We start from the raw sequence: 13232 nt of genomic DNA on the forward strand, positions 1-13232 counted from the left end.
CGGTGACAACCCCGCTTCTTACTCTGCGAGCGCATTGCGGCACACGCAATCCGCCGCGCGGCCATTGCCGCCGGCGCACAACAACGCAGATGAACAGGGGAATGAACGATGGCAGGGAACCTTGCGCCGGGCTGGTTGGCGGGCTGGTGGTCGGGGACGGCGCGCGGCCGTGTGCTGGCCGGCACCGTCATGGTCATGCTGGCCGCGACGCTGGCAGGCTGCGGCGGCGGCGACAGCGCGCCGTCGGGCGCGCCCAACGATACCGACACCAGCAAGCCCGCTCCGGAGCCTGACCGTGCCAGCGGCCCGCGCGTGCTGCTGGTCGGCGTCGACGGCGCCACCTATGCGCAGGTGCAAGGCGCGGTATTGCGGCGCGAGCTGCCCAACCTGGCCAGCCTGAACCTGGTGCCGACCGCCACCGGCGGCATGCCCGGCACCATTACCGCCCAGCCTCCGCTCGACGCGCCCAGCTGGGCCACGGTGCTGACCGGCGCCTGGGCCAACCGCCACAGTATCGACGACGACACCGGCAGCACCGCGCTGCGCGCGCCAACCGTGTTCCACTACCTGCGCGCAGCCGGCAAGGCCGGCGGGCAGCAAGGCGCCGTGGTCAGTGCGCCGGCCTTGCCGGTGCTGCTCAAGACCGACCAGGAAGCCGGCGTGCTCGATACGCTGGTCGATTGCGCGGGCGTCGACCGCTGCGTCACGCAGAATGCCGTGCGCCAGGTGCAGTCCGGCTATGGCGTGGTGTTCGCGCAGTACAGCGCCCCGGCGCAGGCCGCGCAAGCCAGCGGCTTCGGCAACGGCGCCTATGCCGCCGCGCTCGGCGAGACCGACCAGGCGCTGGGCGAACTGCTCGCCGCCGTGGCAGCGCGCCGCCAGGCGCAGCGCGGCGAGGACTGGCTGGTGCTGGTCACCACCAGCCACGGCCTGGATGCCACCGGCGCCACCACCACGGTGCCGACGGTGGAGAACCGTACCGCCTTCCTCGCCACCAACAAGACGCTGAACAGCGCGCTGGCCAGGCCCGGCGCCGCGGCCCCCGACACCCCGGCGGACCTGTCCGCGCTGCCGACCGAGGCGGATATCGTCCCGACCGTGCTGGCACACGCCGGCGTTGCGCTCGACCCCGCGGCAACGCACCTCGACGGCTCCGCGCTGACCACCGCCACCGCCGGCGTGCGCGCCATCGGCGCCAGCATCAGCCAGTACAACGACGCGATCACGCTGAGCTGGCAGAACCCGAGCCCGGCTTACGGCGTCACGCGCGTGCTGCGCGACGGCGTGCAGATCGCCGCGCTGGGACCCGAGGTGCGGACCTTCACCGACAAGGCCTTCGACATGCCTACGGGCCTGTACCAGTTCAACTACACGCTGGTGCGCAACGACGTGCCGGTGTCGTACCTGGCGCAGATCCACTACGTCAAACCCGTCACGCTCATGCCATCGCTGCTCGATGGCCTGGCGTCGTATTTCAGCCTGGACAGCAAGCCGTTCGCCGACGCGAGGAACGCGGCCACACTGGGCCCATGGGCGGCAAGCCTTGACGGCGGCACGCTCGCCGCCGACAACTTCGGCCGCCAGTCGCTGCAGCTGGACTCGCGCATCGACAGCTACCAGTTCAGGCACAACGGGGCCGATATCGCGCAAAGCCCGCAGTTCACCATCGGCCTCTGGTTCCGCACCGACTGCACCCAGGGCAACGGCACCGGCGAGCCGATCCTGTCGAACAAGAACTACATCTCGGGCGGCAATGCCGGCATTGCCATCGCCCTGTTCGGCAGCTGCGAGATCCGCTTCAACCTGGGCAGCGGCAGCGGCAAGCGCGACGACATCAACGGCATGAAGGTATCGGCCAACCAGTGGGCCTACCTGGCGCTGTCGGTCGACGCGGCGGCGAAGCGCTTCAGCGCCTACGTCATCGACCCGGTGCTGGGCCTGCAGAAGACCGAGAACAAGGCGATCGCCAATACCGACGTCAGCAAACTCGCCGGCCTTGGCACCGGCTGGGGCGTCAACGACGACGCCACCCACAACTACGTCGGCAACAACCCCGGCGCGCTCAAGGGCGTGATGGGCCTGAACGACCTGGCGATGTGGACGCGCGTGCTGACGCTCGACGAGCTGAAGGCCATCACCGGCGCACGCCAGCCTTTGTCGACGCTGAATCCCTGAATCCCTGAATCCCTGAATCCCTGAATCCCTGAATCCCTGAACCCCAGAATCCGGCGGCGCACCCGTTTCCCGAGGGAACCGGATGCCGGCCGGCTTTCACCCTCCCCACACCCCGATCCCCCCTGCAGGAGATTGACACCATGACTTTCCGACCTTCCACCCTGGCCCGGCCGCACTGGCTGGCCGCCTTGCTGCTGAGCGCGGCGCTCGCCGGTTGCGGCGGCGACTCCGGCGAGGGCACCAGCGGCACCCCGGCCGCGGCGCCGACCACGCCCGGTGCGCCCGGCACCGGCGGCAACCCCGGCCAGGGGAACGGCAGCGACCGGCCTGGCGAGGCCCCGGCGGTCAAGCCGCAGCTGCGCTGCGCGCCCTGAACCTGGCCCGGCCTGTCTACCCTCCCCGCAACCATCCGGCACCGAATCCCATGAACCCCCAAAGCAGACGCAACTTCCTCAAGCTCGCCGGCGGCAGCGCCGCCGCCACCGCCGCGCTGGCGGCCTTCCCGCCGTCGATCCGCCGCGCCCTGGCGATCCCGGCCAACAACGCCACCGGCACCATCCGCGACGTCGAGCACGTGGTCATCCTGATGCAGGAGAACCGCTCGTTCGACAACTACTTCGGCACCCTGCGCGGCGTGCGCGGCTTTGGCGACCGCTTCCCGATCCCGCTGGCGGGGGGCCTGAACGTCTGGCAGCAGACCTATACCAACGGCAGCACCACCCGCACCGTGCTGCCCTACCACCTCGACAGCAGCGCCGGCAATGCGCAGCGCGTCAGCGGCACCCCGCACTCGTATCCCGACGCGCAGAACGCCTGGGACCTGGGCCGCATGAACAAGTGGCCCACCTACAAGCAGACCCAGTCGATGGGCTTCTACACCGAGGCCGAACTGGACTTCCAGGTGGCGCTGGCCAATGCCTTCACGCTGTGCGACGCCTATCACTGCAGCTTCCATGGCGGCACCAACCCCAACCGCCTGTTCCACTGGACCGGCACCAACGATCCGGCCGGCGCCTTCGGCGGCCCGGTGATCGACAACAGCGGCGACTCGTTCACGGGCTCCAACACGCCCTATACCTGGAAGACCTACCCGGAACGCCTGGAAACCGCAGGCGTGAGCTGGAAGGTCTACCAGAACATGCCGGACAACTTCACCGACAACCCGCTCGCGGGATTCAAGCAATACCGCGACGCCAATGCCGCGCGCGGCAACCAGGCCAACGGCAGCCCCTATCCGCCGTACACCAGCGCCGACGACGCGGTCAGCCCGCTGCTCAAGGGCGTCGCCAACACCATGCCCGACGGCGGCTTCCTGCAGGCGCTGCGCGACGATATCGCCGCGGGCAAGCTGCCGCAGGTGTCGTGGATCGTGGCGCCGGCCACGTACTCGGAGCACCCCGGGCCGTCCAGCCCGGTGCAGGGCGCCTGGTACACGCAGGAGGTGCTCGATGCGCTGACCGCCAATCCCGCGGTCTGGAGCAAGACCGTGCTGCTGATCAACTTCGACGAGAACGACGGCTATTTCGACCACCTGCCGCCGCCGTGCGCGCCGGCCTATGACGGCGACACGCTGGCCGGCGCCACCACGCTCGACCCCGAACAGCTCAAGCCGGAATACCACGTCGACAAGCGCCCCTACGGCCCTGGCCCGCGCGTGCCGATGTACGTGGTCTCGCCGTGGAGCCGCGGCGGCTGGGTCAACTCGCAGGTGTTCGACCACACCTCGGTGCTGCGCTTCCTGGAAGCGCGCTTCGGCGTGGCCGAACCCAATATCAGCGGCTTCCGCCGCGCGGTGGCGGGCGACCTGACCTCGGCCTTCAACTTCGTCAGCCCCAACACCAATGCCCTGCCAGAGCTGCCCAGCCGCGACAAGGCCAGCGCCGACGCCATTCGCACCGCGCAGGGCGTGCTGCCGCAGGTGCCGCTGCCGCCGGCCGGCAGCCAGCAGATGCCGCAGCAGGACCCCGGCACGCGCCCGTCGCGCGCCCTGCCCTATGAACTGCACGTCAGCGCGCGCGAAGACGCCCGCGACCAGCGCGCGGTGTGGCTGCTGTTCAGCAACACCGGCACGGCGGCGGCGGTGTTCCACGTCTACGACCGGCTGCATCTGGACCGCGTGCCGCGCCGCTATATGGTCGAGCCGGGCAAGGAGCTGCATGGCAGCTGGGACGTCTTTGCCGCCGACGGCGGCAAGTACGACCTGTGGGTGCTGGGCCCGAACGGCTTCCACCGCGCCTTCCGCGGCGACGTCGCGGCGGCGACCGCGGCCGGAGCCAGCGCGCCGGAGATCCGCGTCTGCTATGACATCGCCAACGCCGCGGTGTACGTGGACATGATCAATACCGGCAGCGCCCCCTGCACCTTCACGGTCCAGGCCAACGCCTACCGCACCGACGGCCCGTGGACCTACGAAGTGCCCGCCGGCATGCAGCTGCAGCAGCACTGGCCGGTGGCGCGCCAGGGCAACTGGTACGACTTCACCGTCACCACTACGCAAGGCGGCTTTACGCGCCGCTTTGCCGGACGCATCGAAACCGGCAAGGACGGCGTGTCCGACCCGGCGATGGGCGCGGCCGGCTGACGCACCCGTCGATCCGGCGCAACGCCAGTCCCGCCCCGGCCGGTCCCAAGCGGACCGGCCCGGGCGGGCGTAGCCGTTTTGTCATATTGAGCAGCTAGACTGCGCGGTCGTCCGGCCCGGTCCGGACCCCTCCCCCAAACTCCGCGCGGATGACCATGCTAGGCGACCTGCTGATGACCTTTTTCGAAGTGGCGCGCCAGGGCAGCATCACCATGGCGGCGCGGCAGTTGCGCGTGAGCCAGCCCACGGTCACGGGACGCATCCGCCAGCTGGAGGAAACCTACGGCGTGGAGCTGTTCCATCGCCGCGCCAGCCGCGTCGACCTGAGCGATGTGGGCGTGGCCCTGATGCCGGTGGTCGAGCAACTGATGCAGCAGGAAGGCAATGCCGACTACCTGCTGCGCAACGCCGGCAACCTGCGCTTTGGCAACCTGCGCATCGGCGCCACCGGGCCGTATTACATCCTGCGCGCGGTGGCGGCGTTCCGGCAGCGCTATCCGGCGATCGACGTGAGCCTGGACATCGGCAACTCGCAGCAGATGCTCGAAGCGCTGTTCGAGTACCGCATCGACGCGGCGGTGTCCTCGCACCCGGTGGACGATGACCGCCTGGCCTGCATCCGGCTGGCGAGCGACCCGATGGTGCTGGTGGCGCATCCCGATCATGCGCTGGCACGGCTGGCGCAGATCGACCTGCCGCAGCTGCGCGGCTGTCACCTGCTGGTGCGCGAGCACGGCTCGATGACGCGCAAGACGATCGAAACCGCGCTGGCTGCGTGCGGGATGGAGCTGCCGCCGCACACCGTGATCGGCAGCCGCGAGGCCATCTACGAGGCGATCCGCCAGGGCCTGGGCGCCAGCGTGGTGCCGCTGGGCGAAGTGCCGCGCGACCCGCTGCTGCGCGTGGTGCCATTTGCGTCGCGCGCGCCGGTGCTGCACGAATACCTGTACTGCCTGCAGAGCCGGCGCCAGACGCGGCTGGTCGGCGCCTTCCTGGATTGCGTGGCGCCGGATGCCGCGACGCTCACCGCCCACGCTGCCTGACCCGGCGGTTTTCATCTTCGGAGCCCCGCTGCATGTTGGCCGCACCACGCCTTGTCCCGTTCCATCTCATGGCCGCCACCCGGTGAGCCCATGCACCCGCGCGCCGACTTCCCGGAATATGACCAGTTGCTGACCTTGCTGGATGCCGGCAGCCACGTGCTCGAGACCCAGGTGGTATGCGAAACCACCGTGCAGGGCCACCGCTTTGGCGTGCATGTCGCCACGCTCGGCAGCCGCGACCCGGGCGCGCCCGCGATCGGCATCTTCGGCGGCATCCACGGGCTGGAGCGCATCGGCACGCAGCTGGTGCTGGATTACCTGCGCTCGGTGCTGTCCCGCCTGGCCTGGGACGAGCTGCTGCACCGCGAGCTGCAATCGGTGCGGCTGGTGTTCATGCCCATCGTCAACCCCGGCGGCATGTGGGCCGGCACGCGCGCCAACCCCAACGGCGTCGACCTGATGCGCAACGGCCCGCAGGATGCCGACGCGCGCGTGCCCTTCCTGGCCGGCGGTCAGCGCATCGGCGCCTGGCTGCCGTGGTACCGCGGCGCGGCCGGCGCGCCGATGGAGCTCGAAAGCAGCGCCCTGCTGCGCGTGGTCCGGCAGGAACTGCTGCCGCGCCCGCTCAGCTTTGCGGTGGACTGCCATTCCGGCTACGGCTGGCGCGACAGCATCTGGTTTCCGTACGCGCGCACGCGCCGGCCGATGCCGCACCTGGCCGAGATGTACCTGCTCAAGACCCTGTTCGAGCAGGCCCACCCGCACCATGGCTATACCTTCGAGCCGCAGAGCCACCAGTATCTGCTGCACGGCGACCTGTGGGACCATGCCTATGACCTGGCGCCCCGCGGCAACCTGTTCCTGCCAATGACGCTGGAGTTGGGCTCGTGGCTGTGGATCAAGAAAAACCCGCGCCAGCTGTTCTCGCGCGAGGGCATCTTCAACCCGATCAAGGCGCACCGCACCGCGCGCGTGCTGCGCCGGCATGTCAGCCTGTTTGACTTTCTCGGCCGCATCGCCTTTGCCTCGGACCGCTGGCTGCCCCGCGGCGCGCAGCGCGACGAGTTGCTGCAGCAGGCACGCGCGCACTGGCACACGGAGCCGCCATGAGCCGATGGGTATTCTTGCGGGGACTGACGCGCGAATCGCGTCACTGGGGAACGCTGCCGGCGCGCTGGGAGGCAGCCGGGCTGGGACGCCCGCTGTTGCCTGACCTGCCCGGCAACGGCGCGCTGTCGGCACAGCCGGCGCCGTGGAGCGTGCGCGACATGGTGACGGCGGTGCGGCGCCAGCTGACCGCCGCCGGCGTGCCGGGACCATACCGCGTGCTGGCCATGTCGCTGGGGGCGATGGCCGCGACCGAGTGGGCCAGTACGTATCCGGAAGAAGTGAGCGGCCTGGTGCTGGTCAACACCAGCATGCGGCCATTCTGCACGCCGGCGCAGCGCCTGCGTCCGCGCAACTGGGGCAGGCTGCTGCGCGTGGCGCAGCGCTGGCGCGATCGCGCGTATTGCGAACGGACCATCCACGCCATCACCTGCGCGCGCACCGACACGCAGGCCGCCGACCTTGCGCAGTGGCAGGCCATCGCGGCGGACGCACCGGTCAGCCGGCAGGCCGCGCTGGCGCAATTGCTGGCCGCCGCGCGCTACTGCGCGCCGGCCGAGCCGCCGCGCTGTCCGGTATTGCTGCTGGCTTCGGCGGCGGACCGCCTGGTCAACCCGGCCTGTTCGGCGCGCATCGCGCAGGCCTGGGACGTGCCCTTGCTGACCCACCACTGGGCCGGCCACGATCTGCCGCACGACGACCCGCAATGGGTATGCGATGCCGTCGCACGCGCCGGATCACGCTTCGGCTAGCGCCTCTTCCGCCTCTTCCACTGGCATGGCGCTGGCCAGCAGCGCCGCCGCGGCATCGACGCGTTCCCACGTACCGAACAGCCGCGCGCTGATCAGCCCGTTCTGCAGCGCGCCGAATACCACCTGCGCCAACTGTTGCGGCGGCAGCGAAAACGGTCCCGCGCCCCGGGCGGCCGCCTGTTCGAGCAGGCGCGCCAGCCATTGCTCGTTAAGGCGGGTGAAGTCCTGCATCGCAGCGCGCACGGTATCAGGCATGGCCAGCACGTCGGCCGACAGCATGCCGACCACGCAGGCCTGGTCGGTGCAGGCGCCGTCGCGCAGCGGCTGCAGGTATTGGCGCGCCTGCTCTGCGCACGGCAGGCTGGTATCGATGGCTTGCAGCCGCGCCCGCTTGCGCGCGCTGTATTCGCGCACCGCTTCGAGCACCAGGTCGTCCTTGGACGGGAAGTAATAGTGGATGCTCGAGGTCTTGACGCCGACCAGTTCGGCCAGGTCGCGGTAGCTGAAGCCGTTGAACCCCCTGCGGCGGATCAGCACCAGCGCGTGTTCGACCAGTTGCTCGCGTACGGTTGGGGTATTCATGGCATCGACTCCTCGGCTTGCCGCCGGACCCTTCAGGCCGGCAGCGTTTGTGCGATCAGCGTGATGAGGGACCCGCTTGCAAGGCAAAGTCCAACCCATCCGCCCAGGATCAGCGCAGTGTCACGCCAACGCATGATCAACTCCTGAAGCAGGGCCGCACCGTGGCGGCCCTTGTAGTTTTCGATGGCCGGCGCCAGGCCGGCCGGTTCTCAGGCGATGGCGCCGTCGGTGTAGGGATCGACCTTGCCCACGCGCGCACCGTCGGTGTACGGGTCGAAGCTGCGGGCCGGCGCGGCCGACACGCCGCTGCGGTCCAGGCCGGCTACCGTGCGGGCGCCGTCGGTGTACGGATCAGCCTTGCCCACGCGCGCGCCGTCGGTGGACGGGTCGAAGCTGCGGGCCGGTTCGGCCGACACGCCGCTGCGATCCAGGCCGGCAACCGTGCGGGCGCCATCGGTGTACGGGTCGGGCTTGCCCACGCGGGCACCATCGGTGAACGAGTCGACCTTGCCGCTGCGGAAGTTGTAGCCGTAGCTGTCGGCCGGCACCGTGGCCGCGATCGTGCGCGCGCCGTCGGTGTACGGGTCAGGCTTGCCGACGCGTGCGCCTTCGGTGAACGGATCGAACTTGCCGCTGCGCGCACCCTCGGTGAACGGGTCGAACTTGCCGCTGCGGGCACCGTCGGTAAAGGCATCGGCGTTGCCGACGCGATAGCTGTAGCCGTACTTGTCGCCGGCACTGGCGTTCACGCTGGCGGCCTGCGCGACTCCGCCGGCGAGCGCGGCGGCAAGGGTGGCGGCGGTGATCAGGGTCTTGGCGGTCTTGGTCATGATGGGCTCCTGGGTGCGATGGTTCGGGATCGCGTCAAATTGGGTATCAGTGGCTGTTGCAGTCCTTCTTCCGATTCCGCATCTATCAGTAGATAGATAACCGGTTTCAAAAAAATAACCGCTTCCGGTCGTGCAATGGGACCGCCGTGTGCCGCCTGGTCTTGCTTGTTGGTGGCGGTGCAGCGCTTCCATGGACTTGATACTATCTACTACTAGGTAGAGAGTCAAGGAAAAACATTTCTATCAAGCTGATAGGCATTCCCCATAACGCCTTAAACCATTGTTTCCGAAGCGATTTTCCGTAACCGGCCGGCCTTGCGGCAGGCAAATAAAAAAACCGCCATGCGGCTTGCGCCACATGACGGCTTCAGACGCGCCACTGATATCGCGCGCAAACTCAACCGGATACGGCAGCCATCAGCGTGTCGGCAGCGGCCTCAACGCGATCCGACGTGCCGAACAGGCGTGCCGCGATCAGACCGCTCTGCAGCGAGCCGAATACCACCTGTGCCAGCCGCGCCGGCGGCACCGGGAACGGCGTGCTGCGATGGGGCTGGGCCCGCTCCAGCAGCCCCGCCAGCCATTGCTCATTCAGCAGGAAGAAGCCCTGCAGCATCTTGTGCACGGATTCGGGCAGGCACAGCGTCTCGGTCGACAGCATGCCGCACAGGCAGATCTGGTCCGAGCCGCAGCTGGCGCGGAACGGCGCCAGGTAGATCGCGGCCTGCTCGGTGACCGGCAAGGTCGTATCGATGGCGTTGATGCGCTCGGCCAGCCGGGCGCTGTATTCCTTCACCGCTTCCTGGACCAGGTCTTCCTTGGTCGGAAAGTAATAGTGGATGCTGGAGGTCTTCACACCCACCAGCTCCGCCAGGTCGCGGTAGCTGAAGCCGTTGAAGCCCCGTCGCCGGATCAGGATCAGGGTGTGCTCGAGCAATTGCTCGCGTACGGATTGGGTTTTCATGCAAGCAGTTTATCTACGCGAAGATAGACGCTCAAGTTGAAATGCCCCGGGGCTGGGGTAATTCCCTAGCCTCGGGGCACGGTGCACTACATGGGCGTTTAGCCAGGCAGGACCTGCGCGGCGAAGGTAATCATCGAGCCACTCGTCACGCAAAGTACCAGCCATCCGCCAAGCAACAGGATGCTGTCACGCAAACTCATGATGGACTCCATCGGACGGCGGCCAGATGCCGCCATCGTAAGTTGTGGGCCGCCGGCCGATGCCGGCGGCAATCAGGCCAGGGCGCCGTCGGTATAGGGATCAGCCTTGCCGACGCGCGCACCATCCGTGTACGGGTCGAAGCTGCGGGCCGGCTCGGCCGAGACGCCGGTGCGGTCCAGACCCGCCACGGTGCGGAAGCCATCCGTGTACGGGTCGGTCTTGCCGACGCGTGCGCCTTCGGTGAACGGATCGAACTTGCCGCTGCGCGCGCCCTCGGTGAACGTGTCGAACTTGCCGGTGCGGGCACCGTCGGTAAACGCATCGGCGTTGCCGACGCGGTAGCTGTAGCCATACTTGTCGCCGGCGTTGGCGTTCACGCTGGCGGCCTGCGCCACACCGCCGACGAGCGCGGCGGCAAGAGTAGCGGCGGTGATCAGGGTCTTGGCAGTCTTGGTCATGATGGGCTCCTGGGGTGCGATGGTTCAGATCGCGTCAAATTCGGTGTCGGTGGCGATTCAGTGAGTCGCTTTTCAGACTCGCATCTACTAGTAGATAGATTCCCGGGCCTGAAAAAATGACCGCTCTGGTCATGCAATGGAATCGCCGCATTTCCGTGCCTTCTTGATTTGGTTGGCAGTGCAGCGGTGCCATGGACTGAATGCTATCTACTGATAGGTAGATAGTCAAGGAAAAAGATTTCTATCGACGGGATAGCCGCCCCGCACCCGCCCGGGAAAAGCGCTTCTGAATGAACAATTCTTCACCTGCAGAGCATGGCCTGCTAGCCTGAAGAAGATGAATCCCGACCCCCGCCCCCCTTCTCAAAGCGCGCGGCACCGATGGCTGGCCGCGGCAGCAGGCATGGCCGTGGCAGCCGGGGTCGCGCGGCATCTGCTGTTTCGTGCGCTGGAGCGCAAAGCCTTTGTCACGCCGACGGATGAGACAAGGCTCGCGGAACCACCCGACAATTCAGCCCCTATGGTGCGGCACGCCACCTTCGCCAGCGGCGACCGCATCCTCCACGCGGCCTTCATGCCGGCGGCAGACCCCGAGGCACCGGCCCTGATGGTGTGCCATGGCGACAACGAATGCCTGCCGGACTGGGCGCCGGTGCAGGCCATGCTGGCCGACGCGGGCATCGCTTCCTATGTGTTCGACTACAGCGGCTACGGGCGCAGCAGCGGACGGCCAAGCGTGCGTCGGCTGCGACAGGATGCGATGGCCGCCTACCAGCAGTTCATCGCCGCCACGCCGCAATCGAAACGGCGCGTGGTGCTCGGACATTCGCTGGGCTCGGGCATCCTGCTCGATGTGGCGCGGCGTTTCGAGCCGCAGCCGGATGGCTATGTGATAGCCGCGGGCTTCAGCTCGGCGCGGCTGGCCGCGGTGCAGACCGGGCGCATTCCCGCATGGGCTGCGTGGCTGCTGCCGGATCCGTGGAACAACGCCGCGCGTGCGAGCAAGCTGGAACGGCCGCTGCTGGTGGTGCACAGCCGTGACGACGTTGTCATCGTGCCGCCCCATGCGGAACGTGTGGCAAGCGCCGCCAGGCATCTGCATGCGCTGGTCATGCACGATGCCATGCCACACGATGCGGCCATATTGCCCGAGCATATCGACACCTTCTGGCCGCCGATCCTGCGCTTCATGCAGGCACAGGCAACCGGTCCCGAAGCGCCATCGCAGCAAGCGCGTGATAGCGGGCACATCATGGCCGATTAATCTAACGTAGAGTCCCGCAAGCGGCAATCATCCTTGTGGGCGAGGCGCCACGGCCAAGTGTCCGAGGGACGCTGTCGCGATTTCTTGTCTATATTTGTCCTCATGGCGAAAGCCCGCAAACTCGCTGTTGACAGCACTGGAGGTACTGCCATGCGTTGGCTTGCAAACTTGTTCAGTCCGCCGACCCCGGAAAAAATCGCCGAAAGGGAACTGCAAGACATGAGGCTGACGCTATTCCAGGCCGAACGGCGCTTGCTCGAGGCACAGATGCAGGTGGCCTACTACCGCGACATGGTGGCCTTCCTGGAAGATGTCGCGGCCAAGGGCGTCGAAGACGTGGTCGACAAGCGCCGCGCCACACCGCCCGCCATGCCCGAGCTGCCGGCGCGCACGCCCGGCCTGACCACGGTGCCGATCGTCCCGTCCGCGGCCTGAAGCAGCCCCATGCCGCGGCGCGTGCCAGGGCATGCGCCAAGGCAGGTCCGGACCTGTGCGATACTCGCGCTGCCTGACGCCCCCATGGCGCAGGCAGACCACCCACAGGAACCGGCCTCATGAGCGAACTGCTGCCCGCGATCGAAATTGAAACCGCGCCCAATCCCGGCTGCGCCGTTATCTGGATGCACGGCCTGGGCGCCGATGGCAGCGACTTCGCTCCGGTGGTGCCCGAGTTGCGGCTACCAGCCGCGCCGGGCGTACGCTTTATCTTCCCGCATGCGCCGGCAATACCGGTGACCTGCAATGGTGGCTATGTCATGCCGGCATGGTATGACATCGTTTCTCTCGACCAGGCAGGCCGCCGCGCCGACGAGGCCGGCATCCGCGCATCCTGCGAGGCCATTCGCGCGCTGATCGCACGAGAAAATGCGCGCGGCATCCCGAGCGGGCGCATCGTGCTGGCCGGCTTCTCGCAAGGCGGCGCCATCGCCTACACCGCCGGACTGACCCATGCGGAGCCGCTGGCCGGCATCGTCGCACTGTCCACCTACATCCCCGCACCGTCGACGCTCGCTGCCGAAGCCAACCCGGCCAACGCCGCCACGCCGGTGTTCGCCGCGCATGGCACGCAGGATGACGTGGTGCCGCTGGCCATGGGCGTGGCCGCACGCGATTTCGTGCAGGCGCGGCAGAATCCGGTCACATGGCACACCTATCCGATGGGCCATGCGGTGTGCCTGGAAGAGATTGCCGAGATCGGCGCCTGGCTGGCTTCGCGCTTTGCGCAGGCCGGCGCCGCACCTGCCTGACCGCCTTCGACATGACCACGGCCGGCCC

At 68.1% G+C, this 13232-nt stretch carries 13 protein-coding genes; 9 read left to right on the forward strand and 4 right to left on the reverse strand.

Annotation, left to right across the window (positions count from 1 at the left end; translation table 11 throughout):
* Window positions 1–108: 108 nt before the first annotated feature.
* The 6 genes from C7416_RS18500 (at window position 109) to C7416_RS18525 (ending at window position 7658) form a co-directional block, all read left to right on the forward strand.
* Window positions 109–2175 (forward strand): LamG-like jellyroll fold domain-containing protein, encoded by a 2067-nt coding sequence (locus C7416_RS18500; RefSeq protein ID WP_111520287.1) that lies wholly within the window; start codon window positions 109–111, stop codon window positions 2173–2175.
* A gap of 140 nt (window positions 2176–2315) precedes the next feature.
* A complete protein-coding gene (locus C7416_RS18505) occupies window positions 2316–2549 on the forward strand; it encodes a hypothetical protein (protein WP_111520288.1) in 234 nt (77 codons plus the stop codon).
* A gap of 50 nt (window positions 2550–2599) precedes the next feature.
* Complete coding sequence (locus C7416_RS18510; protein WP_111520289.1) at window positions 2600–4756, forward strand: phosphocholine-specific phospholipase C; 2157 nt, start codon at window positions 2600–2602, stop codon at window positions 4754–4756.
* A 155-nt stretch (window positions 4757–4911) separates the two neighbouring features.
* Complete coding sequence (locus C7416_RS18515) at window positions 4912–5799, forward strand: LysR substrate-binding domain-containing protein (RefSeq protein WP_111520486.1); 888 nt, start codon at window positions 4912–4914, stop codon at window positions 5797–5799.
* Between the two features lie 90 nt (window positions 5800–5889).
* Window positions 5890–6909 carry a M14 family zinc carboxypeptidase gene (locus C7416_RS18520; protein WP_111520290.1) on the forward strand — a complete coding sequence of 340 codons (1020 nt, stop codon included), beginning with the start codon at window positions 5890–5892 and terminating at the stop codon, window positions 6907–6909.
* Window positions 6906–7658 (forward strand): alpha/beta fold hydrolase, encoded by a 753-nt coding sequence (locus C7416_RS18525; protein ID WP_111520291.1) that lies wholly within the window; start codon window positions 6906–6908, stop codon window positions 7656–7658. The genes C7416_RS18520 and C7416_RS18525 overlap by 4 nt, the downstream gene beginning before the upstream one ends.
* Here C7416_RS18525 and C7416_RS18530 read toward each other — a convergent pair.
* The 4 genes from C7416_RS18530 to C7416_RS18545 all read right to left on the reverse strand — a co-directional run bounded on the left by C7416_RS18530 (window position 7644) and on the right by C7416_RS18545 (window position 10693).
* Window positions 7644–8240: a TetR/AcrR family transcriptional regulator gene (locus tag C7416_RS18530; protein WP_111520292.1), complete on the reverse strand. Its 597-nt coding sequence runs from the start codon at window positions 8238–8240 to the stop codon at window positions 7644–7646. The two genes, C7416_RS18525 and C7416_RS18530, sit on opposite strands and share 15 nt — an antisense overlap.
* A gap of 209 nt (window positions 8241–8449) precedes the next feature.
* On the reverse strand, window positions 8450–9070 hold the full coding sequence (locus tag C7416_RS18535; RefSeq protein ID WP_111520293.1) for a copper resistance protein CopQ: 621 nt from the start codon (window positions 9068–9070) through the stop codon (window positions 8450–8452).
* 397 nt (window positions 9071–9467) lie between these two features.
* Entirely contained in the window at window positions 9468–10034 is a 567-nt protein-coding gene (locus tag C7416_RS18540; protein WP_062803230.1) for a TetR/AcrR family transcriptional regulator, read from the reverse strand.
* Window positions 10035–10306: 272 nt separating this feature from the next.
* A complete protein-coding gene (locus C7416_RS18545; RefSeq protein WP_111520294.1) occupies window positions 10307–10693 on the reverse strand; it encodes a hypothetical protein in 387 nt (128 codons plus the stop codon).
* Window positions 10694–11030: 337 nt separating this feature from the next.
* Here C7416_RS18545 and C7416_RS18550 point away from each other — a divergent pair, with 337 nt between their 5' ends.
* The 3 genes from C7416_RS18550 (at window position 11031) to C7416_RS18560 (ending at window position 13204) form a co-directional block, all read left to right on the forward strand.
* The gene (locus tag C7416_RS18550; RefSeq protein ID WP_111520295.1) at window positions 11031–11957 is read left to right on the forward strand and encodes an alpha/beta hydrolase; all 927 of its coding nucleotides are present in this window, start codon (window positions 11031–11033) and stop codon (window positions 11955–11957) included.
* Between the two features lie 150 nt (window positions 11958–12107).
* Window positions 12108–12392 (forward strand): hypothetical protein, encoded by a 285-nt coding sequence (locus C7416_RS18555; protein WP_010812500.1) that lies wholly within the window; start codon window positions 12108–12110, stop codon window positions 12390–12392.
* Window positions 12393–12511: 119 nt separating this feature from the next.
* Window positions 12512–13204 (forward strand): alpha/beta hydrolase, encoded by a 693-nt coding sequence (locus tag C7416_RS18560; RefSeq protein WP_111520296.1) that lies wholly within the window; start codon window positions 12512–12514, stop codon window positions 13202–13204.
* Window positions 13205–13232: the final 28 nt, after the last annotated feature.

The sequence above is a fragment of the Cupriavidus phytorum genome, from assembly GCF_003254285.1.
Lineage (GTDB): Bacteria > Pseudomonadota > Gammaproteobacteria > Burkholderiales > Burkholderiaceae > Cupriavidus > Cupriavidus phytorum.